Here is a 24,267-nt window from a genome sequence, read left to right as displayed (position 1 = left end):
GGAGATATTTATGTATAAATCAATGTCTAAAAAAGTAATAGCATTAGCAATAATAGGTTCTATGGCTACAAGTACAATTGCGGGAGCTAGTGAAATAAACAAAGATGAAAGTGTATATGTAAATCTAAGTTCTGATGGTAAGGTAGAGAAAACAACAGTTACTAACTGGATACACACAGATTCAGGAAATTTAGATATAGAAGATGAGACAAGTCTTAAAAATATAGAAAATATAAAAGGCGATGACAAGCCAATTAAAGATGGAGATAAGCTTAAGTGGAAGGTAAATGGAAGTGATCTTTATTATAGCGGAAATACTGATAAAGAAATTCCACTTGATGTAAAAATAAATTATTTTATTAATGATGAAAAGGTTAAGGAAAATGAGATTGCAGGTAAGTCAGGAAAAATAAGGATAGAATTAGAATTTAAAAATAAATCATCAAAAAATGTAAATATTAATGGAAAAACAAGAAAGATATATACACCATTAACTACAGCAACTATAGTTAAACTTCCTATTGATAAATTTAAAGATTTAAAAGTAAATTCAGGAACAATTATATCAGAAGGAAATAATAATATTGTAGCCTTTGCTGCATTTCCAGGTCTTAAAGAAAGTTTAAATTTAAATGATAAAGATTTAGAAATAAATCTTGAAGATAAGTTAGTAATAGAAGGATATGTAGAGAATTTTGAACTTGGACCTATAATGATAACTGCAACAACACAGTTGCCTGATTTAAGTAAATTAAAAGCTGCTGATTCAATAGATGAAATAAAAGATTCTTTAAATAAATTAAATGATGCATCAGATGAATTGCTTAAAGGAACTAATGCCTTAAGTGAAGGGTTACTTAAAGCTAAAAAAGAATTAGATAAAGGAAAGGGACAATTAAATAACAATAATCTAAAAGAAGCTCTTGGAATTATAAATTCAGATAAACAGGTATCAAAAGCAAATAAATTAATAGATGATGCTTATTTTGCAAAAAATATAAACACAGAAAAAACAAAAGAAGTATTATCTTTATTTACAGAGGATAATGTTGATAAAGTTAATACTTTAATAAAAGATGGAGAAGGAATATTACAAAACCAAAAGCTTTTAGAAGCTTCAATTAATACTTTTAGAGGGCTTTCAAAAGATGACAACTTTAATAAGCTTTTAAATGATATAACGAAGTTAAAAGAGGGATATGAAAATATAAATCCTGAAACTTTAAAAAAATTAAATAATATGACAAATATTGTAAGTGGACAAAACTTAAAAAGAGGTCAAAATTTAATAAATTCAGCAAGGAAAGCAAAGAATTCAATTGAACCAATGGAAAAAGTATTAGATGGGGCTATAAATTCAACACCAGGTGGAAGCTTAGATAAAAAGGCTAATAATTTTTTAGGTTATATAAATTCAAAAATAAAAAATACTCAAAAAATGTTGAGTAATGAAAATCTAAAAAATATGAATGCTATGGCATCAGATATGAAGGTTTATGGATCAAGTTATTTGATAATGAAATCAATGGTTATTGGTGAAATGAATCAAAATAAAATACCATTAGCAGAAGCAAAAGCAAAGGTGAATAAATATATTGATGGAGTCTATGGAAGTCAAGGGGCTCAATTAAAAAATGTAATAAATAGTCTAACAGAAAAAGATTTTACAAAAGATCAAATACAATTAGATGCTAAAAAAATAAATGGATATGGAGAAAATATGAAAGGCATTATGGCAAGTATAAAGGATTTAAAAGAATTAGATCCAATATTAAATTCAACTAGTAGTGTTCTTTCAAATGAAAGCTCAAGAGCTAATATAGCGAAATTTTATTCAAGCTATAAAGACAATAATAATCAAAAAATAATAAAAGGAATTGGAGATAGTATTTTAAGTTTAAATGAAAATGATATAAAAGCTATAGAAGGATTAAAGAATAACTTAAATTTATTATCAGAAGATATAAAATTAAATAAAAATAATATAGAATCAATAAATAAAATGATTAATGGAATAAAAGAAAATAAAAATTTAATAGAAAGTATAAATAAATTTTATAATGATTTAGATTCTTCACAAAAAACAATAGATAGTATTAAGGCTGTATTAAGTAGTGGAAATGGAGAATTAAATATTAAGGAAGTAAAATATTTGGGTAATAAATTACTTTCAATGCAACAGGATTTAAAAGATAGTGAAGATATACTTCGAATAACTAGATCATCATTAGAAAAAGGAAATGTACAAAGAGCAAGAGAGTTAATAAAGAGTTTACCACAATTAGAGGATGGAGTAAATCAACTTGCTGATGGAAGTCAAAAATTAAATAATGGTATGAAGGAATTTAATGAAAAGGGAATAAAAACTTTAAGTAATAAAGGAGAAGAGGCAACAGAAAAGGTTGAAGATGTAATTGAAGTTAAAGATGAGCTTGTAAAATTATCTACTGAATATGATACTTTTACAGGAAAAAATAATAAAATGGATGGTAGTGTAAAATTCATTATGAAAACAAATGAAATAAAGGCCCCAGAAACAAAGGAAGTTAAAGAAAATAATCAAGAAGAAGAAACAGGATTTATTGCATGGATTAAAAAGATAATTAAAAATATATTTTAAATTATCTTATTAGCATAAATAATTTTAAATTTGTTTATAATAAAAATGACCTTCTACATAAAGAGGAGGTTACGTAGGTTGAAACTTGCTGGTGATATCACCAGCTTTTTTTTATTTTAAAATAAAAAATGTATTAAATACGTATTTTAAAAAGAATATATTAAATTAATATACGGATTATAATACGAATATTAAAATAAATAAAATGAATAATGTTGACTTTTTTGCTGCGGAGTGATATTCTGAATTTACAAAAAGAGGTATTTATAAAAGGATTAATAAAAATATGGTGGAGGGATAAGATGGTTAATAATAAAATAATATTTGTTGAAAAAAAAGATGGCTTTGATATAGAGGCAAATATACTTTTAAAAGATTTTAAGGAAAATTTAAAAGTAGATAATTTAATTAATGTAAGAGTGTTAAATAAATATGTAATAGGAAATTTAGAAGAAATTTATTATAAAGAGGCATTAAACACTATTTTTAGAGAACCACCAGTTGATAATGTTTATGAAGATATTATAAAGTTAAAAGAAGATGAGATTGCTTTTTGTGTTGAATATTTGCCAGGGCAATATGATCAACGTGCAGATTCTGCAAAAGAATGTATAATGCTATTAACATCTAATAACAATTCAGAGGTTAAATCTTCAAAAGTTATTGTTTTAAAAGGAAATCTTTCAAAGAATGAAATAGAAAAAATAAAAAAATATTATATAAATCCAGTAGATTCTAGAGAAGTTTCTTTATATTCAAATGAATTGGTAAATAATACAATTATTCCTAAAGATATTGAAATATTGAATGATTTTATAACTAAAAAGGATAATGAATTGAAAAATTTTCATAAAACTCAAGGACTTGCAATGAGTTTTGAAGATTTAATTATGATTAGAGATTATTTTAAAGAAGAAAATAGAAATCCTAGTATTACTGAAATTAAAGTAATAGATACTTATTGGTCTGATCACTGTAGACATACTACCTTTGAAACATCTATCAAAAAAATCCAAATAGAAGAAAGTAAATATACAAACCCAATAAAAAAATCATATGAAAATTACATAAAATCAAGAGAATTTGTATATGGTGAAAATACAAATAGAAAAATAAGCCTTATGGATATAGCAACTTTATCAATGAAGGAGCTTAAGCTTAAGGGATTACTTGATGATTTAGATTTATCAGATGAAATAAATGCTTGCTCAATAAAAGTAAATGTTGAAACTGATAAAGGTATAGAAGAATATCTTTTAATGTTTAAAAATGAAACACATAATCATCCAACGGAAATAGAACCTTTTGGAGGAGCAGCAACTTGCCTTGGAGGAGCTATAAGGGATCCTTTATCTGGAAGAACGTATGTATATCAAGCAATGAGAATTACAGGAGCTTCTGATCCTACAGTTAGCATACAAGAAACTTTAAAAGGTAAACTTCCACAAAGAACTATAACACTAGGGGCAGCTAATGGATATAGTTCTTATGGAAATCAAATAGGACTTGCAACAGGTCAAGTTGATGAGGTATATCATCCAAATTATGTGGCAAAGAGAATGGAAATTGGAGCAGTAATTGCAGCGGCTCCAAAAGAAAATGTTGTTAGAGAAACGCCAAATGCTTCTGATGTAGTAATACTTGTTGGTGGAAGAACTGGAAGAGATGGAATTGGTGGGGCGACTGGTTCTTCAAAGGAACATACAGAAGATTCAATAGAAACTTCAGGTGCTGAAGTGCAAAAAGGAAATCCAGTAATTGAAAGAAAAATACAAAGATTATTTAGAAATAAAGAAGTTTCTAAAATGATTAAAAGGTGTAATGATTTTGGAGCTGGTGGAGTATCGGTTGCAATAGGGGAGCTTTGTAGAGGTATTAATATAGATTTAGATAAAGTAACAAAAAAATATGAAGGATTAGATGGAACTGAAATTGCTATATCAGAATCACAAGAAAGAATGGCTGTTGTAGTAAAAAGGGAAAATGCTAAAAGGTTTATAGAGCTTTCAGAAGAAGAAAATTTGGAAGCTAGAGTTGTTGCAGAAGTTACAGATGATGAAAGACTTAAAATGACTTGGAGAGGTAAAACAATAGTTGATATAAAAAGAAGTTTTTTGGATACAAATGGAAAAACTCAAGAAACTAATATAAAGATTAATAAAATAGAAGAATATCCATATGATGTAGAAAATGTAGATATAAAAGAAAAATGGATTAATGTATTAAAAAGTTTAAATGTATGTAGCAAAAAGGGGCTTATAGAAAGATTTGATTCAACTATTGGTGGAAATACAGTTCTTATGCCACTTGGAGGGAAGTATCAAATTACTCCAGCAGAAGGAATGGCAGCAAAAATTCCAGTGTTAAATGGAGAAAGTAAAGATGCATCAATTATGACATATGGATTTAATCCTTATCTTGGAACTTGGAGTCCGTTTCATATGGCATATTATTCTGTAATAGAATCAGTTACAAAGGTTGTAGCTATGGGTGGAGACTATAAAAAAATAAGGTTAACTCTTCAAGAATATTTTGAGAAGTTAGGAAATAATGAAGAAAGATGGGGAAAGCCATTTAGTGCATTACTTGGGGCATTTAAAGCACAAAAAGATTTAGAAATTCCAGCAATAGGTGGAAAAGATTCTATGTCAGGAACTTTTAAAAATATTGATGTTCCACCAAGTCTTATTTCATTTGCAGTAACTGTTGAGAAAGCTAAAAATATTATTTCACCAGAGTTTAAGGAGAAGAACTCAACAATTATAATGTTAAAATCTAAAAAATTAGAAGACGGAACATTAAATATAAATACATTAAAAAATAATTTTAATAAATTACATGAATTAATATGTGATAAAAAAGTAATTTCAGCATATTCAATTAAGTTTGGTGGAGTGGCTGAAGGAATAACAAAGATGGCATTAGGAAATAAAATTGGAGTAGAATTTAGTAATGTTTCTAAAGATGAGTTATTTGGTTTTAACTATGGAAGTTTAATTTTAGAAGTTAAAAAAGATATAAATATAGAGAAAGATTTTGAAGGAACAAATTATAAAGTAATAGGTAAAACATTAGAAAGTAATTATATTAGATGTAACGAATATGACTTAGAATTTAATTTGAATTATTTACAAGAAGTATATGAAGAAAAGTTAGAAAATGTATTTAAATCAAAAATAAATAGTAAAAATAGCGATATAAGCGGTATAAAAATAGAAGAAAAAAATAATTTTAAAATAAAATCATCAAAAGTTAAAATTAAAAATCCTAAAGTTGTAATTCCAGTATTTCCTGGTACAAACTGCGAGTATGATTGCAAAAAAGCTTTTGAAAAAGAAGGAGCAATTGTTACTGAAGTACTTATAAGAAATTTAAATAAAGAGATGTTATTAGAATCCATTGATAAATTGAAAGAAGAAATTGATAAAGCTCAAATAATAATGATACCAGGAGGTTTTTCAGCTGGAGATGAACCAGATGGATCAGCTAAATTTATAGCAACTATATTTAGAAATGAAAAAATAAAGAATAGTGTTATGAATTTTTTAAATAATAGAGATGGATTAATTTTAGGGATTTGTAACGGCTTTCAAGCACTTATAAAATTAGGATTACTTCCTTATGGGGAGATAAGAGATATAGATGAAGATTCAGCAACATTAACTTATAACGATATAAATAGGCATGTGTCAACTATAGTAAATACAAAAATAGTTTCAAATAAGTCTCCTTGGCTTAGTGAAGTAGAAGTTTCAGATATTCATCAAATTCCAATATCTCATGGTGAAGGTAAATTTGTAGCAAATGAAAATCTTATAAAAGAACTTGTAGATAATGGACAAGTTGCAACTCAGTATGTTGATTTAAATGGAGAACCTACAATGGATATGCCATTTAATCCAAATGGTTCAGTTTTTGCAATTGAAGGTATAACAAGTAAAGATGGAAGAATCTTTGGTAAGATGGGGCACTCAGAAAGAGTTGGGGAAAATCTTTATAAAAATATATTAGGAAACTTTGATCAAAAAATATTTAAAGCAGGAGTAAATTATTTTAAATAAAAGAGGTGTTTTATAAATGAAAGTAGCTATATTTTTTGGGAGTAAATCAGATATAGAGATTATGAGAGGAGCTGCCAATGCTTTAAAAGAATTTAATGTTGAATATGAAGCGTTTATTTTATCAGCACATAGAGTACCAGAAAAGTTAATTGAAACATTAAAAGAAATAGAAGATAAAGGGTGTGAAATAATTATTGCGGGAGCAGGTCTAGCGGCACATCTTCCTGGAGTTATTGCAAGTCATACAACAATTCCAGTTATTGGAGTTCCGGTTAAGGCAGCACTTGAGGGGATGGATGCACTTCTATCAATCGTTCAAATGCCAAAGGGAATACCGGTTGCAACAGTTGGTATAAATAATAGTTATAATGCAGGAATGCTTGCTGTACAAATGCTTTCACTTAAATATCCTAATATAAAAGACGATTTAGTTGACTTTAGAAGAAGAATGAAAAAAAGGTTTATAGAAGAAAATTCAAAAGGAGTTGATTTATAATGGAAAAATTAGAAATGTTATATGAAGGAAAGGCAAAACAAATATTTAAAAGCAAAAATGAAAATGAAGTTATAGTTCATTACAAAGATGATGCAACAGCTTTTAATGGAGAAAAAAAATCTCAAATAAATAACAAAGGTATTTTAAATAATTCAATAACATCAACAATTTTTCAAATGTTAAATGAATCTGGAATAAAGACTCATTTTATAAAAAAAATAAATGATAGAGATCAGCTTTGTAAAAAAGTTTCTATAATTCCACTTGAAGTAATAGTTAGAAATGTGGCAGCTGGAAGTATGGCAAAGAGATTAGGAATTGAAGAAGGATTTAATCTTAAAACTACAGTTTTTGAACTATCATATAAAGATGATTCTTTAGGAGATCCACTTATAAATGATTATCATGCAGTAGCAATTGGAGCTACAACTTTTGAAGAGCTTAATAAGATTTATGATATGACAAATAAGATAAATGACTTATTAAAAGAATTTTTTAAGAAACAAAATATAAATTTAATAGATTTTAAAATAGAATTTGGAAGAGATGAAAAAGGAGAAATTTTACTTGCTGATGAAATTTCACCAGATACATGTAGATTTTGGGATGCAACAACAGGAGAAAAATTAGATAAAGATAGATTTAGAAGAGATTTAGGAAATGTAGAGGAAGCATACAAAGAAATATTAAATAGAATTAAAGGGTAATTTTAAAAAAAGAGAGGTATTATTTTATGATTAATTCTAGAGAAGAATATATTATAGATCCTCAAAACGATAAATTTAAAGATGAGTGTGGAGTATTTGGGGTTTATTCAAAAGATGGGATAGATGTTTCAGAATTAACTTATTATGGTCTTTATGCACTTCAACATAGAGGGCAAGAGAGCACAGGAATTGCAGTAGCAAATGGAGAGGAAATTATTGCACATAAGGGGCTTGGAATAATCACGGATGCTTTTAAAAATGATGATATAGAATTTTTAAGAGAAAAAAAAGGAAATATAGCAATAGGTCATGTTAGATATTCAACTGCAGGAGCTAAAACAATTGAAAATTCACAGCCTCTTTTAAGTAGTACAAAATTAGGTCAAATAGCAACAGCTCATAATGGAAATATAGTAAATGCTAATGTTATAAGAGAACTTTTAGAAGATGGTGGACATGTTTTTCATACCTCAGTAGATTCAGAAGTTATTACAAGTCTTATAGCAAGAGGAGCAAAAAGAGGTATAGAAAAAGCTGTAATCAATGCTATATCAGCAGTTAGAGGTTCTTTCGCTATGGTTATTATGACAAAAGATAAGCTTATAGGAGTTAGAGATCCAAATGGAATAAGGCCTTTATGTATTGGTAAATATAAAGAGAATTATATATTATCTTCAGAAAGTTGTGCATTAGATTCAGTAGGGGCAGAATTTATAAGAGATGTAAATCCAGGTGAAATAATAATAATAGATAATAGTGGAATTAAAAGTTATAGATATTCAGAAAATACTGTTTGTCAAACTTGCTCATTTGAGTATATATATTTTGCAAGACCTGATTCTACAATGGATGGTCTTGATGTTTATAGTTGTAGAGTTAAGCAAGGAGAAAAACTTTATAAGGAGCATCAATTAGAAGCTGATGTTGTTATTGCAGTTCCTGATTCAGGAATACCAGCAGCTATGGGGTATGCAAAGGCTTCTAATATACCTTATAATATTGGATTTGTTAAAAACAGATATATAGGAAGAACTTTTATAACTCCTTCACAAGAAATGAGAGAAAGAGCTGTTGCTGTAAAACTTAATCCTTTAAAAGTAAATGTTAAAGGAAAAAGAGTTGTTCTTATAGATGATTCTATAGTTAGAGGAACAACATCAAAATATTTAATTGAATCATTAAGAAGGGCTGGAGCTAAGGAAGTATATTTTTTAGTTGCTTCACCAGTAGTTAAATATCCTTGTTATTTTGGAATAGACACTCCATATAGAAGTGAACTTATAGGCGCAAATAAATCTTTAGAAGAAATAAAAGATGATATTGGTTGTGATTATTTGGGATATTTAAGTTTAGAAGGAATGTATGATAGTTTTAATGGAAGAAGAAATTTTTGTGTTGGATGTTTTAATGGAATTTATCCAGTTTCAGCACCTATGGAAGATATAGAAGATAATCTTGAAAGGTAGGGTTTGAGCAATGATAACTTACAAAGAAAGTGGAGTAAATATTGAAGAAGGATACAAATCAGTTAAGCTTATAAAAGAATATGCAAATAAAACTATGGGGGAATTAGTTTTAAATGGTTTAGGTTCATTTGCTGGAATGTTTGAACTTCCTGAAGGATATAAAAAGCCTGTTTTAGTATCAGGAACAGATGGAGTTGGAACTAAACTTGATATAGCCTTTAAAACTAAAAAATATGATACTGTTGGAATTGACTGTGTAGCTATGTGTGTAAATGATATTTTATGTCATGGAGCAAAACCATTATTTTTCTTAGATTATATTGCTTGTGGAAAATTAGATTCTAGAGTTTCATCTGACTTAGTAAAAGGAGTTGCAGAAGGATGTATGTTATCTGATACTTCTTTAATAGGTGGTGAAACTGCTGAGATGCCAGGGTTTTATAGAGATGGAGAATATGATATAGCAGGATTTGCTGTTGGGATTGTAGAGAAAGACAAAATAATAAGTGGAAAAAATATAAAAGCTGGTGACAGTCTTATAGGAATTGCATCATCAGGAATACACTCTAATGGATATTCATTAGTTAGAAAATTATTTAAAGATTTAGATGAAAATTTTGATGGACAGTCTATATGGAAAACTTTACTTAAACCAACAAAAATATATGTAAGACCAATACTTTCTCTTCTTGAAAAATATGAAATAAAAGGTATGGCACATATAACTGGTGGTGGCTTTATAGAAAATATTCCTAGAATGTTTAATGGAAGAGAATTAACTGCTGTTATAAAAACTGACAGTTATCCATTACCTAAAATATTTGAGGAAATAATTAATCGTGGAGTAGAAAAAAGTCATATGTACAATACCTTTAATATGGGAATAGGTTTTGTAATTTGTATTGATAAAGAGGATACTGAAAATATTTTAAGAGATTTATTAGAGATGGGAGAAGTTGCTTATGAAATAGGAAGTATAACTTCTGGAGGTGAAGGGATTTGTTTAAAATAGCAATACTGGCATCAGGAAGTGGAAGTAATCTTCAATCAATAATAGATAGTGTGGAAAATGGTTTTTTGAATTGTAAAATAGAGATGGTTATAGGAAGTCGTGAAGGTATATATGCAATAGAAAGGGCTAAAAAACATAATATAGATACGTTTATTGTATCTAAAAAAGAATTTGGAGATAAAGTTTCTTATAAAATATTAGAATTAGTAAAAAAGAAAGAAATTGATTTAATAGTTCTTGCAGGATATCTTTCTATATTGGAAGGAAAATTATTAGAAGAATATAAAGACAAAATAATAAATATACATCCATCATTAATTCCTTCATTTTGTGGTGAGAGAATGTATGGATTAAATGTTCATAAAAAAGTTATACAAAGTGGAGTAAAGATATCTGGATGTACAGTCCATTTTGTAAATAATGAGATAGATGGTGGAGAAATAATATTACAAGAAGCTGTTAAAGTTTATTTTAATGATACTCCAGAAATACTTCAAAATAGAGTTTTGAAGAAAGAACATAAATTACTTCCTTTAGCTATTAAATATATAAGCGAAGGAAAAGTGAAAATTAAAGAGGGTAAAGTAAATATTTTAAAAGGAGAGGAATAATTTAATGAAAAAGAGAGCTTTAATTAGCGTGTTTGATAAAGAGGGAATATTAGAATTTGCAAAGTTTTTAATCAATAGAGATGTTGAAATAATATCAACTGGTGGAACATATAAGTATTTAAAGGAAAATGGAATTTCAGTAATTGAAGTTAATGAAATTACTGATTTTCCAGAAATGTTAGATGGAAGAGTTAAAACATTACATCCTAATATACATGCAGGTATATTAGCAATAAGAGAAAATGAAGAACATATGAATACGCTAAACAAAAAAGAAATAAGTACAATAGATTATGTTGTTGTAAATTTATATCCATTTTTTGAAAAAGTTCGTGAAAATTTAGAGTTTGATGAAAAAGTAGAATTTATTGATATTGGTGGCCCAACAATGCTTAGAGCTGCTGCTAAAAATTTTAAAGATGTAGTAGTTATATCTGATAAAAATGATTATAAAATTGTAATGGATGAAATGGAAAAAAATAATGATGTTTCTTATAAACTTAGAAAAAAACTAGCAGGAAGAGTATTTAATTTAATGAGCGCTTATGATGCTGCAATTTCAAACTTTTTATTAGATGATATAGAATATCCGGAATATCTTTCAGTTTCGTTTAGAAAAAAACAACAATTAAGATACGGTGAAAATTCTCATCAAAGTGCTGCTTTTTATGAATCAACTATGCTAGATGGAGCTATGAATACATTTAATGTTTTAAACGGAAAAGAACTCTCATACAACAATTTTAAAGATGTAGATATAGCTTGGAAATGTGCTAATGAATTTGATGAACCATCATGTTGTGCATTAAAGCATAATACACCATGTGGAGTGGCAGTTGGAAAAGATACTTACGAAGCTTATATTAAAGCTTATGAAGTTGATCCTACATCAATATTTGGAGGAATAGTAGCTTTTAATAAAAAAGTTGATAAGAGAACAGCTGAAGAGATGATTAAAATTTTCTTAGAAGTTATTGCTGCACCAGAATATGATGATGATGCATTAGAAATATTAAAGCAAAAGAAAAATTTAAGAGTTCTTGAATTTAAAAATCTTCCAAAAGATGATAAGTATATGGTTACAGTTGATGGAGGAATATTAGTACAAGAAGAAGATAAAAATCTTTTTAATGAATTAAAAGTTGTTACACAAGTAAAACCAACTTCAGAAGAAATGAATGATTTAATATTTGGAATGAAGGTTGTAAAATATGTTAAATCAAATGCTATTGTAGTAGCACATGATGGAATTGCATTAGGTATTGGGGGAGGACAAGTTAATAGAATTTGGCCAACAGAAGATGCTCTAAGAAGAGGAAAGGGAGCAACAATTTTGGCATCAGATGCATTTTTCCCTTTTAGAGATGTTGTAGATAAAGCAGCTAAGTATGGAATAAAAGCAATAATACAACCAGGAGGTTCTTTAAGAGATCAAGAATCTATAGATGCATGTAATGAACATGGTATATCAATGGTGTTTACAGGTATTAGGCATTTTAAACATTAATTAAAGCTTTTTAGAATATAGTAAAAGGGGTTTTAAAATATGAATATACTTTTAGTTGGTTCAGGTGGAAGAGAACATGCAATAGCATGGAAAATATCAAAAAATAAAAAGGTAAATAAAATATATGTAGCTCCAGGTAATGGGGGTACTGCAATTGAGGATAAATGTGAAAATGTAAATATAACTGATATAGAAAATCTAATAAAGTTTTCAAAAGAAAATAATATAGATTTAACTATAGTTGGACCAGAAGAGCCTCTTATAAATGGAATAGTAGATAGATTTGAAGAAGAAGGATTAAAAATTTTTGGACCTAATAAGGCTGCTGCAATGCTTGAGGGGAGTAAAGCTTTTTCAAAGGACTTTATGAAAAAATATGGAGTGAAAACAGCAGAATATAATGTATTTTATGATGTGTATAAGGCAAAAGAATATTTAAATAATTGTAAATATCCAGTAGTAATTAAGGCAGATGGAGTTGCAGCTGGAAAAGGTGTTGTTATATGTAACAATAAATGTGAAGCTTTAAAGTCAATTGAAGATTTTATGGTATTAGATGTATTCAATGGAGCAGGTAAAAAAGTAGTAATAGAAGAATTTTTAGAAGGGATTGAAGCATCAATTCTTTCTATAACTGATGGTAATACTATTGTGCCATTTATCTCTGCTAAAGATCATAAACAAATATATGATGAAAATAGAGGTCCAAATACAGGTGGAATGGGAGTTATTTGTCCTAATCCATATGTTACAGATGAGGTATTAAGAGATTTTAAAGAAAATATTATGGATAAAACACTAGAAGGAATAAAAGAAGAAGGATTTAATTTTAAAGGAATAATATTCTTTGGGGTAATGATAACTAATGATGGTGTAAAACTTTTAGAATATAATGTAAGAATGGGAGATCCTGAAACACAATCAGTTTTAGCTCTTATGAAAAGTGATTTTTTAGATATAATATATTCAGCTATGAATGAAAATTTAGAAAGTTTAAATATAGAATTTTCAGATGAAACTTGTATAAATGTAGTTATGGCGTCAGAAGGATATCCTTTAGAATACGAAACTGGATATAATATAAGTATTGGAAATGTTGATGATAAAGTGTTTATTGCAGGAGCTAAACTTGAAAGTGGTAACTTAGTTACAAGTGGTGGAAGAGTTTTATCTGTTTTAGGAATAGGAAATAATATTGAAGAAGCAAGATATAAAGCTTACAAAAATGTAGAAAATATAATTTTTAAAGGAGCTTATTTCAGAACTGATTTAGGAATAATAAAATAATGTTAGTTAAAATAAATACTTGAAAAGCTTATAAAAATATAGTACTATTTAATAGTAAAAATAAATAGGCAAACTTAGAGAAATTTAAGGACGCAAAGCTATAGGGACTAAGGTTTTTATTTTAAAAACTATGTTAGCCAGTTGCCAAAAAGTAAACATACTTTTTGTTTTTAATTCAGAATATATGTAAATACACAATATATTTATTTTAGTTTAGATTTTGGCTACTCTTATTTTGAGTGGTTTTTTTTTATAATTTTTTAGATATGCCCAACAATTTAAATATTTATATATAATTAATAAAAGCGATAAAACTAATATTAATAGTTTTTATCGCTTTTATTATTAATGTATTATTTAAAAATATATACTTGATTAATATATGTATTAGTACGAAAATAAAATAGATTAGTAATTTTTGTATATTTTATTATTTAATTAAAAATATTATTTAATTAAATATAATAAGGAGATGTAAATTTAGTATATGAGTAAAAAAAGTCTAAAGAATATAATTAATTCTAAAGAGGCTAGAAAGTATTTAGAGAGAATTGAAAATATTGAAATATTACAAGAATTATATAAAGTAAAAAAGGATAAAAATAATTTGAATATTATAATAAAAAATATACCATTTGCTATTATCTTAAAAGATAATAATAGTTCAATACTTGAAGTAAATGATAATTTTTTGAATTATTATAATATTAAAAGAGAGGATATTATTGGGCAAAATTGGAGATATGAATTTAAAAAAGAACTCATAGAGAAAATAATATTAGAAGATAAAATGGTTATTAATAAAAGGGATAATATTCAATTTATTAGAGAAAAAATAATAAATGGAGAATTGAGAACAATAGAAGTTCATAAAATTCCAGTTTGGGACAATAAAAATAATGTTATAGGAATAGTTGTTATTTACATGGATATAGTTAATTTTGAAGGTTATAGTGATGAATTAAGAAAGTTAATATTTACTGATTCACTTACGGGATTAAATAATAGACGAAGTATATATACATATTTAAAAAAAATTAAGAAAGATACAGAGTATGCTTCATTAATTTCCATAGATATTGATGATTTCAAAAAGGTAAACGATACCTTTGGGCATTATTGGGGAGATAAAGTTTTAGTATTGATTTCTAATATATTTAAACGGGTTTGTAATGATGCTTTTGTAGCACGAATTAGTGGAGATGAATTTATAATTATTTATAAAGATGTAACTAACGAAAAGTTTTTAATAAAAAAGGTTAAAGAAATTATAAAGACTTTAAATTATCAGTTTAGAAAAAGAGAAAAAATAAATTCAATATCAGCAAGCTTTGGAATTTTAACGGATAAAATTAAAGATAATAAAATTGAAGATTTATTAAAAAAAGCAGATTTTGCTTTATATAAAGCTAAAATTAGAGGTAAAAATCAATATGCCTTTTACACTAAAGAATTTGAGAAAGAAAGATTATTTAAATTAGAAATAGAGAGAGAACTTAAAAGAGCTTTAAAAAATAATGAATTAGAATTATATTATCAGCCACAATATACTTATAATAAAAAAATAATAGGATTTGAAGCTTTACTAAGATGGAATAATGAAAAATTTAAGAATGTTCCTGTTGAAAAAATAATCAGTTATATAGAACAAGTTAATATGATAAATATATTTGGAAAATATATATTAAGAAAAGCATTAGTATTTTCAAAGGAAATAAATAAAAATAGAGAAGATCCTATAATTGTATCTGCAAATATTTCGGAAATACAAATAATGTATGAAAATTTTACAGATATAATTGAAAATTTATTAAAAGAAATAAATATAAATCCAAATCTTTTAGGTATAGAGATTACAGAAAACACTTTAATTAAAAATATAAAGTTTAATATAAAGAAACTTAAAAAGTTAAAAAAATTTGGAGTTAAGGTTTATTTAGATGACTTTGGAAAAGGATACTCATCATTAAATTATTTAATTAAATTACCTATATCGGGTATAAAAATAGATAAAGAATTTATACAAAATATGAGTAAAAGTGATGATTACAAAAAATTAGTAAAGTTAGCTGTAGATATAGGACAGTCATTAGAAATTCAAGTTGTTGCAGAAGGAGTTGAAACATATAAGCAACTTCACATATTAAAAGAAATGAATGTTGAATATATACAAGGATATTTATTTTCAAAACCTTTATGCGAAAAAGATGCTAAAAAATTAATTCATAAATTGAAATAAAAGCTTTGGATATAAATTTTAAAAAAGATGCTATAAATTTTTTGCAGCATCTTTTGTTTTATAATAAGACTTTATTTTTATATATTTTTTTCTTAGAGTGTTGTATTATTTTAATATAATAAATTTAATTATGTATAGACATAATTTATTTTAGAGAGAAAACAAAAAGTAAGGTGTGAACTTAATGGAAGAATTAAAAAGAGCTATAAAAGAAATTACAAATGAAAAAGCTTTTAAAATAGTTATAAGTAATAAGATGAACAAAGAAATAGAATATAAAAAGATAAATATTGAATTAAAAGAAAAAAACAATAAAGAATATTATCAAATAGAAAAATATACAGATAAACAAGTTTTTCATGAAAATATTGAGAAAGATAAGTTTGAAGGTAAGCTTTTAGAAATAATAGAAGACAATTATAAGCAAGTTGATGCTTTTAGTGAAAATTGTAATATAAATATTAAGATTTCTAAAAAGGGGAAAGTATTTTTAGGAAAGAAAAAAGTTGATAATAAAAAGTTATGTGAATCATGTAATAAATCACATAATAAAGAAAAAAATTATATTCTTAAAGAAGGAATGATAATAGAACCTTTAATAGATTTAGGTATATTCACTAAAGAAGGAAAAGTAGTTAAATCAAAATATGATAAGTATAAGCAAATAAATAGATTTATAGAAATAATTGATGATGAGATAAAGAAAAATGAATATAAGGATCTTACAATATTAGATTTTGGTTGTGGTAAATCATATTTAACATTTGTACTTTATTATTATTTCGTAAAAATTAAAAATATAAATGTAAAAATGATAGGATTAGACCTTAAAAAAGATGTTATTAAAAAGTGTAATGATATAGCTAAAAAATATAATTATACTAATTTGCACTTTGAACTTGGTGATATAAATGGATTTAAATATAATAATAAAGTTGATATGGTAATTACATTACATGCTTGTGATACAGCTACAGATTATGCACTTTATAATGCAATAAAGTGGAATACTAAAATGATATTTTCAGTTCCTTGCTGCCAACATGAGTTTAATAGTCAAATAGAAACAGATAATTTAAAAATATTAACAAAGTATGGAATAATACAAGAGAGGGTAGCTGCACTTATGACAGATGCAGTAAGAGGAAATCTTTTAGAAACTTTAGGTTATAAAACTCAGCTTTTAGAATTTATTGATATAGCACATTCACCAAAAAATATTTTAATTAGAGCATCAAAGTCTAATATATCAAAAGATAAAAAGCTTAAGTCATTAAATGAAGTGGAAAAATTAATGAAAGAGTTTAATTTAAATCCAACTTTATATAAGTTATTAAAAGAAGATAAGTTAATATAATAAATTTTAGTAAGGTATTAATTAAAATAAATTATGGACTAAAATAGTTTAATATTATATAATAATTATTATTAAGTAACATAAGAAGTGAGGGTAATATATGGATAATAAAATAAGTTTAGTATATGAAAATGGAAAATACACTTTATATATAGATGAAAAAGTAATAAGCGTAAATAAATATATAGATAATGCAATAGATAATTTTACACAAACAATAAATAATAATGCAATATTAAAATCAATTCCTTGGGAAACTATAGAAAAAGATTTAGAAGAAATAAAAGATGATAGATTAGAAATAAATAATGAATTTAAAACACTTACATTTGGAGATATGAAGTACTTTTATAGCACAGATAAAGTATTTAATATGCATGGTGGAAATATGAAACAATTACTTGGAGGATATAACTTATTTTCTTTTGTTGTTAAAATGATAAGTGCAGGATATATAAAAAATTATTTAGAAATACTTAATTTCTGTGAAGAAGTGTTAAGTTATAAGGTAACTTATAGAACAACAGAATCAAGTATTTCTGTTTTAAGTCCATCTTTTAATTATGGTTCTGCAGAATATAACTTTGTAAGTGGAAAAGTTAATAAAGGTGCAACTATAGAAAATATGACTTTTAATGAATATAAACAATATGTTTTAGATAAAATTAAATAATTTTTATATGATTAAATTAAACTCTACTAATGATAATTAGTAGAGTTTTTGTAATAAAAAATAATTAAGGTTATTTAATAATATATTTTTAATAAAATAAAATTCTATAAAGGTTATAAAAATATTTTTTTTATTAAGATTGTAAACAATATCTTAAAGTAGTATATTAATTAAAATAAAAAATGTTAAAGTAATATCATGAAAGGGAGGACTTTAATATGAAAAGATGTTTATATTGTAAAAAAGAGATTAAAGATAATGGATATGAAAATAAAATAGGAAGTTTTTGTTCAGAAGACCATTATGATAAGTATTATAAATCATTATCAAAGGAAGAAATAATTGAAATTATGAATTCTATGTGTGTTTGCAGTGATGATTAAAATAATTATAAATATAAAAAAATTTGGTGTAAAACTTTATTTATATTATAAGTTTATAATAAAATATTAATGTAATTGATTACAAAAATTAAGATTATAATGATATAATAAAAATATAAAAGACCAATTTCTAATTTTAACTGGAGGGCATTTTATGAGAGACCTATATATAAAAACATTAAAGAGAGAAGTTATACCATCAGAAGGTTGTACAGAACCAATTGCTATAGCTTATGCAGCTTCTATAGCATCTGAAAATTTAGATGAAAAAATAAAATTTATAAACATAAAATTAAGTGCTAATGTAATAAAAAATGCATTAGGAGTTGGGATACCTGGAACTGGACAAGTTGGTATAGAAATAGCAGCAGCACTAGGTGTTGTAATAAAAAAATCTTATAAAAAGTTAACTATTTTATCAAATTTTAAAAAAGAAGAGCTTGAAGAAGCTAATAAAATAGTAAAAGAAAATATTATAAATATAACACAAAAAGATACAGATAAAAGTCTTTATATAGAAGTAGAAGTTATAGGTGAAAAATCAAAGTGTGTAGTAGTTATTGAGGACATACATACAAATGTAACTTTAATAAAAAAAGATGAAGAAATATTACTTGATAAGAAAATAGATAATTTAAATAATGAAGAAGATGAAGATTATAATTTATTTAAAATAGAGTCAATTTATAACTTTGCAAAAAATTGCAATTTTGAAGATATAAAATTTATTTTAGAAAGTGCCAAGATGAATGGTAAAGTTTCAGCGGAAGGTTTAAAAGGCGGATATGGGTTAGAAGTTGGAAATAAAATTATTGAAAAAGGAAATTTTAATTTATTTTCAAATGATGCATCAAATAAAATAATTGCAGCATCAGCAGCAGCATCAGATGCCAGAATGGATGGTTGTACTATGCCTATTATGACAACAGCTGGTAGTGGAAATCAAGGAATAGCTTGTTCTATGCCTGTTGCAGAAACGGCATATATTTTGAAAAAGTCAGATGAAGAATTAGCAAGAGCTTTAGTATTAAGTAATTTAGTAACTATTCGTATAAAAAAGCATATGGGAAGATTATCACCACTTTGTGGTGCAGGAATTGCAGGTGCAACAGGGGCTTCATGTGGGATAACATATTTACTTGGAGGAAACTTGCAAAATATAAAATATTGTATAAATAATATGCTATCAGATGTTTCAGGAATGATATGTGATGGAGCTAAGCAAACATGCGCTCTTAAAATAGCTACTGGTACAAATGCAGCAATTCAATGTGCAAATCTTGCTATGAATGGAATTACTGCAACATCAAATGATGGAATTGTATCACAAGATGTAGAAAAAACTATTGAGAGTATAGAAAAGTTAATAAAAAATGGTCTTAAAAATGTTGATAATACAATATTAGATATAATGCTTAATAAGAAAAATGGTTAATAGATAAAATAAAAATTTTATAGTTTTTATATTTAAAAATATTTTTTAAAGTTAAATATTAAAATTTATAATATATAAAAAGGGGAGAATATATATGAAAAAGTTAATAAATGATCCAAGCAATGTTTTAGAGGATATGTTACAAGGAATTGTTTATGCGCATGAAGATTATTTAGAAAAATTAGATGGTTTTGATGTGTTAGTTAGAAAAAATTCTAAAGACAAGGGAAAAGTAGCTTTAGTAAGTGGAGGAGGAAGTGGTCATGAACCTGCACATGGGGGATATGTAGGTTATGGAATGCTTGATGCAGCAGTTTGTGGAGCTGTATTTACATCACCAACTCCAGATCAAGTATATGAAGCTATAAAAGCTGTAGATAATGGATCTGGAACATTACTTATAATAAAAAATTATACTGGTGATGTTATGAATTTTGATATGGCAAAAGAAATGGCTGAAATGGAAGGAATAAATGTTGATTATGTTGTTGTAAATGATGATGTTGCTGTTGAAGATAGTCTTTACACAGCAGGAAGAAGGGGAATTGCTGGAACTATTTTTGTTCATAAAATTGCTGGAGCAAAAGCTGAAAAGGGAGCAAGTCTTAAGGAAGTAAAAAATGTTGCAGAGAAAGTAATAAAAAATATAAGAAGTATGGGAATGGCATTAACATCTTGTATAGTTCCTGCTGCTGGAAAAGCAAATTTTACTTTAGGAGAAGATGAAATTGAAATAGGAATGGGTATTCATGGTGAGCCAGGAACACATAGAGAAAAAATTTCATCAGCAGATAATATAGCTGAGCAGTTAGTAAATAAGATATTATCTGATATGCCTATAGAAAAAAATTCAGAAGTTGCAGTTATGGTAAATGGACTTTCTGGAACACCACTTATGGAATTATATATAATTAATAAAAAAGTTAGAGAAATGCTTAATGAAAAAGGAATTAAGGTTTATAAAACTCTTGTAGGTGAATATATGACTTCTTTGGAAATGGCTGGATGTTCAGTATCAATATTAAAGCTTGATGAAGAATTAAAAGAACTTTTAGATTCAAAAGCAGATACACCTGCATTTAAAGTATTTTAAAAAATATTATAAAAACACTTAAGATAAATATATAATATAAGGTTTTATGGAGGAATAAAAATGAATGGTAAAAGGGTTATAGAAGTAATAGGAAAAATAAACGAAAAAATAGATTTAAAAAAAGAATATCTTACAGAACTTGATGCAGCTATAGGAGATGGTGATCACGGATTAAATATGAGTAAAGGATTTAATGCTGTTGTAGATAAACTTAAAGATGATGATGGAAGTAATATAGGCAATATATTTAAAAAGACAGGAATGGCATTAGTATCTAATGTAGGAGGGGCATCAGGACCACTTTATGGAACTGCATTTATGAAAGGTTCCATGATGGTTAATAATAAAGATAATATTGATATATATGATTTTATAAATGTTCTTAAGGCAGCTCTTGATGGAATTAAACAAAGAGGTAAAGCAGTAGAAGGCGAAAAAACAATGATAGATGCTTTAGAACCAGCAATAAAAGCTATGGAAGAAGAATTAAAAAACTCTGACAATCCAAAGATTGTTTTAGAAAAAGGTAAGAATGCTGCAAAAAAAGGTGTTGAATTTACAAAGGAAATAAAAGCTACAAAAGGAAGAGCAAGTTATCTAGGCGATAGAAGTATTGGACACCAAGATGCAGGTGCAACATCAATGTATTATATATTAGAAACTATATATGAAGAAATATAAGAGAATTAGACAATTACAAAACAATTTTTTATAAATTTTAAATTAAGTTTTGAGAGGAAGATTAATAATATATGGTAGGATTAGTTATAATATCACATAGTGAAAATATTGCAAAAGGGGTAGTAGAAATGGCTGCTCAAATGGCACCTAATGTTCCTATTATAGATGCTGGTGGTACTTCTGATGGAAGAATAGGTACTGATATGGAAAAGATATCAGAAGGAATTAAAAAAGTATATTCAGAAGATGGTGTTTTAATTCTTTTTGATTTAGGAAGTGCTTATATGAATACTGAAATGGCAATAGATTTTTTAGATGAAGAATTTGATAAAGAAAAAATTCAAATTACAGATTGTGCTCTTGTTGAAGGTGCTATAACAGCAGCTGTACAAAGTAGTTTAGAAGAAAATATTGAAAATATAAAAAATGCTTTAAAGGATTTAAGTTTAAATAAAATTTTATAAAAAAAGATAAGGAGTTTAAAAACTCCTTATCTTTTAATTTTCAGGCAAATGAAGATCACAAACAGTAAGCATATTTAAAGTATCTTCAACAGAATTTTTAATTCCAGCTATTATGATAATATCATCTTTTTTTAGAATAGTATCTGCATTTGGCATAATTTCTTCGTTATTTCTAACAATAGAAAATATTCTACATCCTATAGGTAATTTACATTCTTTAAGTGACTTACCTATAAAGTATTCACTACTTAAAACAAGTTCACGTATTATTATTTTATCTGATTTTTCAGATGTTTTAGCTGTATTTTTATCTAAAATTAAAAGTTTCTCAAATAATATAGGGAATATAATACATGAAATAACAGTAGTAACTATAAATGCAGAATAATCTGCTTCATTAATATAACCAAGTTGCATAGCCATTTGAGATCCAACTATAGTTAAACTAAGTTGTGCTGTAAGTATCATTGATGATGCTATAGCATTTCTTATACCATACTTTTTCTTAAGTAATAAGGAAGGTATTAATTTTACTAAAAATAATATTATTAAAAATACAGGTATTTTAGCTATAGAACTTGGGTTTTCAATTATAGAACGTAAATCTATATTTACACCAACCATTATAAAAAATATTGGAATTAAAAATCCGTAACCAATAACATCTAATTGGTGAGAAATTTCTTCTTTTGCTTTTCCAGCTAAAAGAGAAAATATTATTCCAGCTAAAAATGAACCAAGTATTATTTCACTACCAGCTTTTTGAGATATTGCAACAAGTACTAAAACAAGTACAAAGGCACCTCTAACACTTAAATGTAAATTTTTAAATGCTACTAAAGAAATATCTCTTTTTTTAAATATAAATTTAGTAAGTAAATATATAAATATAGCTGCTAAAAATATTATTAAAAATTCAAAGCTTTTTAAAGATAATCCATAAATAGAAACTGAAGAAATAAATGAAATTCCTATTAAACATACAAATTCAGCTATAATACCAAAAATCAATAAAGATTGACCAAATTCACTACTTATAATTTGTTTATTTTTTAAAATTGGAACAAGTAGCCCAGGAGCTGCTGCTGTAAATAAGAAGGTGAAAAATAATCTTCCGTTAGATATTCCAACAAATCTTAATATAAAACATAAAATAAATGATATAACAATTGAAATTACAAACATTTTTATACTTACAAAAATTTTGGAATCTTTTAAAGTTTCACCTTCAACCAATTTTAAGTCATCAAAGTTTATTTCAAGTCCACTTAAAAACATTAAATAAGCAAGACCTAAATCAGATAAAAATATAATCCATACATCTGGATGTATTATGTTTAAAAAACTTTTACCAAGTATTATACCTATAAATATTTCGCCAACTTGATAAGGAACTTTTAGTTTTTTTAATTTTGCCACTAAAAATGGCGTGAAGAAAGCTACGATAGCTAGAATCATTAAAGAATCATAATTAATTAAATGTTCTTCCATTTTAATGTCCTCTTTTCCTAAGTTTTATAATATTGTTTTGTTTAATTTTAATAATAAAAAATAAATTTATCAAGGAGAGTAGTACATTAAAATAATATTATATAAAAATATTCAATAAAATTAAAAGGTAACCTAGAAGAATATTCTAGGTTACCTTAAAACTAAAACAAAAATAAAAGAATGTAAAAATGAAAATAATCCTCAAATAATGAGAATCAAACAACAGGTTTATTTTACCACTAATAGAATAAAAAGTGAATATAAATTTTAAAATATATTATTTTTAAATGGTTTAACATAAAAATTTAAAGCAAATGCTAGAAATTTTAATTATCAAAATGATAAAAAAGTGATTTTTTCCATAAAAGTGGCTTATAAAATGATTTTTGAAGATTATCAAATTGAGAAAGAGATTATCAATTTGATAATCTTCATTTTTTTTATAAATAAAATATATAAATTTAATAAAAAATAGGTAAAAATTTGTGTTAAAACATATACTATAATCTTTTTTATAATAAAAAACTTGGCACAGATATTGCTGATATAAATAAGTGAGAAAAAAAGATAAAGATTTTTACGAATAAGGGGGAGAAATTATGGATTTCGAAAGAATTAAAAAATTATCAAAGGAATACGAACCTCAAATGACAAAGTTTTTGAGAGATTTAATAGCTATTCCAG

Annotated in this window: 18 protein-coding genes and 1 riboswitch; of the genes, 17 read left to right on the top strand and 1 reads right to left on the bottom strand. The window is 25.9% G+C overall.

The window, feature by feature from the left end:
* Positions 1 to 10: 10 nt before the first annotated feature.
* From Q4E08_RS05710 to dhaM, 17 genes are all read left to right on the top strand, one after another.
* The gene (locus tag Q4E08_RS05710) at positions 11 to 2,620 is read left to right on the top strand and encodes a hypothetical protein (RefSeq protein ID WP_303129279.1); all 2,610 of its coding nucleotides are present in this window, start codon (positions 11 to 13) and stop codon (positions 2,618 to 2,620) included.
* A gap of 302 nt (positions 2,621 to 2,922) precedes the next feature.
* Positions 2,923 to 6,681 (top strand): phosphoribosylformylglycinamidine synthase, encoded by a 3,759-nt coding sequence (locus Q4E08_RS05705; protein ID WP_303129277.1) that lies wholly within the window; start codon positions 2,923 to 2,925, stop codon positions 6,679 to 6,681.
* A 16-nt stretch (positions 6,682 to 6,697) separates the two neighbouring features.
* Positions 6,698 to 7,177 carry a 5-(carboxyamino)imidazole ribonucleotide mutase gene (gene purE / locus Q4E08_RS05700; RefSeq protein ID WP_303129276.1) on the top strand — a complete coding sequence of 160 codons (480 nt, stop codon included), beginning with the start codon at positions 6,698 to 6,700 and terminating at the stop codon, positions 7,175 to 7,177.
* Positions 7,177 to 7,884 carry a phosphoribosylaminoimidazolesuccinocarboxamide synthase gene (gene purC, locus Q4E08_RS05695; RefSeq protein ID WP_303129275.1) on the top strand — a complete coding sequence of 236 codons (708 nt, stop codon included), beginning with the start codon at positions 7,177 to 7,179 and terminating at the stop codon, positions 7,882 to 7,884. Before purE ends, purC begins: the two co-directional genes overlap by 1 nt.
* Positions 7,885 to 7,910: 26 nt before the next feature.
* Positions 7,911 to 9,350, top strand: coding sequence for an amidophosphoribosyltransferase (purF, locus tag Q4E08_RS05690; RefSeq protein ID WP_303129274.1), 1,440 nt, complete (start codon positions 7,911 to 7,913; stop codon positions 9,348 to 9,350).
* A 10-nt stretch (positions 9,351 to 9,360) separates the two neighbouring features.
* Positions 9,361 to 10,362, top strand: a complete 1,002-nt coding sequence (purM, locus tag Q4E08_RS05685) for a phosphoribosylformylglycinamidine cyclo-ligase (protein WP_303129272.1) — start codon at positions 9,361 to 9,363, stop codon at positions 10,360 to 10,362.
* Entirely contained in the window at positions 10,350 to 10,973 is a 624-nt protein-coding gene (purN, locus tag Q4E08_RS05680; RefSeq protein WP_303129271.1) for a phosphoribosylglycinamide formyltransferase, read from the top strand. The genes purM and purN overlap by 13 nt, the downstream gene beginning before the upstream one ends.
* A 4-nt stretch (positions 10,974 to 10,977) precedes the next feature.
* Positions 10,978 to 12,480 carry a bifunctional phosphoribosylaminoimidazolecarboxamide formyltransferase/IMP cyclohydrolase gene (purH, locus tag Q4E08_RS05675; protein WP_303129270.1) on the top strand — a complete coding sequence of 501 codons (1,503 nt, stop codon included), beginning with the start codon at positions 10,978 to 10,980 and terminating at the stop codon, positions 12,478 to 12,480.
* Between the two features lie 39 nt (positions 12,481 to 12,519).
* Complete coding sequence (gene purD / locus Q4E08_RS05670) at positions 12,520 to 13,767, top strand: phosphoribosylamine--glycine ligase (RefSeq protein ID WP_303129268.1); 1,248 nt, start codon at positions 12,520 to 12,522, stop codon at positions 13,765 to 13,767.
* Between the two features lie 57 nt (positions 13,768 to 13,824).
* A riboswitch (cyclic di-GMP riboswitch) is annotated at positions 13,825 to 13,916 on the top strand.
* A gap of 338 nt (positions 13,917 to 14,254) precedes the next feature.
* Positions 14,255 to 16,006, top strand: coding sequence for a GGDEF and EAL domain-containing protein (locus tag Q4E08_RS05665; RefSeq protein ID WP_303129267.1), 1,752 nt, complete (start codon positions 14,255 to 14,257; stop codon positions 16,004 to 16,006).
* Between the two features lie 184 nt (positions 16,007 to 16,190).
* A complete protein-coding gene (locus Q4E08_RS05660; RefSeq protein WP_303129266.1) occupies positions 16,191 to 17,363 on the top strand; it encodes an SAM-dependent methyltransferase in 1,173 nt (390 codons plus the stop codon).
* 100 nt (positions 17,364 to 17,463) lie between these two features.
* Positions 17,464 to 18,036, top strand: a complete 573-nt coding sequence (locus Q4E08_RS05655; protein WP_303129265.1) for a hypothetical protein — start codon at positions 17,464 to 17,466, stop codon at positions 18,034 to 18,036.
* Positions 18,037 to 18,254: 218 nt separating this feature from the next.
* On the top strand, positions 18,255 to 18,419 hold the full coding sequence (locus Q4E08_RS05650) for a hypothetical protein (protein ID WP_303129263.1): 165 nt from the start codon (positions 18,255 to 18,257) through the stop codon (positions 18,417 to 18,419).
* A gap of 154 nt (positions 18,420 to 18,573) precedes the next feature.
* The gene (locus tag Q4E08_RS05645) at positions 18,574 to 19,854 is read left to right on the top strand and encodes a serine dehydratase subunit alpha family protein (protein WP_303129259.1); all 1,281 of its coding nucleotides are present in this window, start codon (positions 18,574 to 18,576) and stop codon (positions 19,852 to 19,854) included.
* Positions 19,855 to 19,948: 94 nt separating this feature from the next.
* Positions 19,949 to 20,947, top strand: a complete 999-nt coding sequence (dhaK, locus tag Q4E08_RS05640; RefSeq protein ID WP_303129256.1) for a dihydroxyacetone kinase subunit DhaK — start codon at positions 19,949 to 19,951, stop codon at positions 20,945 to 20,947.
* 54 nt (positions 20,948 to 21,001) lie between these two features.
* Positions 21,002 to 21,628 carry a dihydroxyacetone kinase subunit DhaL gene (gene dhaL / locus Q4E08_RS05635; protein WP_303129310.1) on the top strand — a complete coding sequence of 209 codons (627 nt, stop codon included), beginning with the start codon at positions 21,002 to 21,004 and terminating at the stop codon, positions 21,626 to 21,628.
* A 71-nt stretch (positions 21,629 to 21,699) separates the two neighbouring features.
* Positions 21,700 to 22,092 (top strand): dihydroxyacetone kinase phosphoryl donor subunit DhaM, encoded by a 393-nt coding sequence (gene dhaM, locus Q4E08_RS05630; RefSeq protein ID WP_303129255.1) that lies wholly within the window; start codon positions 21,700 to 21,702, stop codon positions 22,090 to 22,092.
* A gap of 33 nt (positions 22,093 to 22,125) precedes the next feature.
* Here the strand turns inward: dhaM and Q4E08_RS05625 are convergent, their stop codons facing one another.
* Positions 22,126 to 23,583, bottom strand: coding sequence for a cation:proton antiporter (locus Q4E08_RS05625; RefSeq protein WP_303129253.1), 1,458 nt, complete (start codon positions 23,581 to 23,583; stop codon positions 22,126 to 22,128).
* Positions 23,584 to 24,267: the final 684 nt, after the last annotated feature.

The organism is Clostridium sp. (genome assembly GCF_030532265.1).
Classification (GTDB): domain Bacteria; phylum Bacillota; class Clostridia; order Clostridiales; family Clostridiaceae; genus Clostridium.
The sequence above is the reverse complement of the archived record's forward strand: the minus strand, read 5'-3'. Positions and strand labels throughout refer to the sequence as shown.

Coding starts and splice junctions, on each gene's coding strand:
- Q4E08_RS05710 (WP_303129279.1), top strand. CDS start 11: ATGTATAAATCAATGTCTAAAAAAGTAATAGCATTAGCAATAATAGGT.
- Q4E08_RS05705 (WP_303129277.1), top strand. CDS start 2,923: ATGGTTAATAATAAAATAATATTTGTTGAAAAAAAAGATGGCTTTGAT.
- purE (WP_303129276.1), top strand. CDS start 6,698: ATGAAAGTAGCTATATTTTTTGGGAGTAAATCAGATATAGAGATTATG.
- purC (WP_303129275.1), top strand. CDS start 7,177: ATGGAAAAATTAGAAATGTTATATGAAGGAAAGGCAAAACAAATATTT.
- purF (WP_303129274.1), top strand. CDS start 7,911: ATGATTAATTCTAGAGAAGAATATATTATAGATCCTCAAAACGATAAA.
- purM (WP_303129272.1), top strand. CDS start 9,361: ATGATAACTTACAAAGAAAGTGGAGTAAATATTGAAGAAGGATACAAA.
- purH (WP_303129270.1), top strand. CDS start 10,978: ATGAAAAAGAGAGCTTTAATTAGCGTGTTTGATAAAGAGGGAATATTA.
- purD (WP_303129268.1), top strand. CDS start 12,520: ATGAATATACTTTTAGTTGGTTCAGGTGGAAGAGAACATGCAATAGCA.
- Q4E08_RS05665 (WP_303129267.1), top strand. CDS start 14,255: ATGAGTAAAAAAAGTCTAAAGAATATAATTAATTCTAAAGAGGCTAGA.
- Q4E08_RS05660 (WP_303129266.1), top strand. CDS start 16,191: ATGGAAGAATTAAAAAGAGCTATAAAAGAAATTACAAATGAAAAAGCT.
- Q4E08_RS05655 (WP_303129265.1), top strand. CDS start 17,464: ATGGATAATAAAATAAGTTTAGTATATGAAAATGGAAAATACACTTTA.
- Q4E08_RS05650 (WP_303129263.1), top strand. CDS start 18,255: ATGAAAAGATGTTTATATTGTAAAAAAGAGATTAAAGATAATGGATAT.
- Q4E08_RS05645 (WP_303129259.1), top strand. CDS start 18,574: ATGAGAGACCTATATATAAAAACATTAAAGAGAGAAGTTATACCATCA.
- dhaK (WP_303129256.1), top strand. CDS start 19,949: ATGAAAAAGTTAATAAATGATCCAAGCAATGTTTTAGAGGATATGTTA.
- dhaM (WP_303129255.1), top strand. CDS start 21,700: ATGGTAGGATTAGTTATAATATCACATAGTGAAAATATTGCAAAAGGG.
- Q4E08_RS05625 (WP_303129253.1), bottom strand. CDS start 23,583: ATGGAAGAACATTTAATTAATTATGATTCTTTAATGATTCTAGCTATC.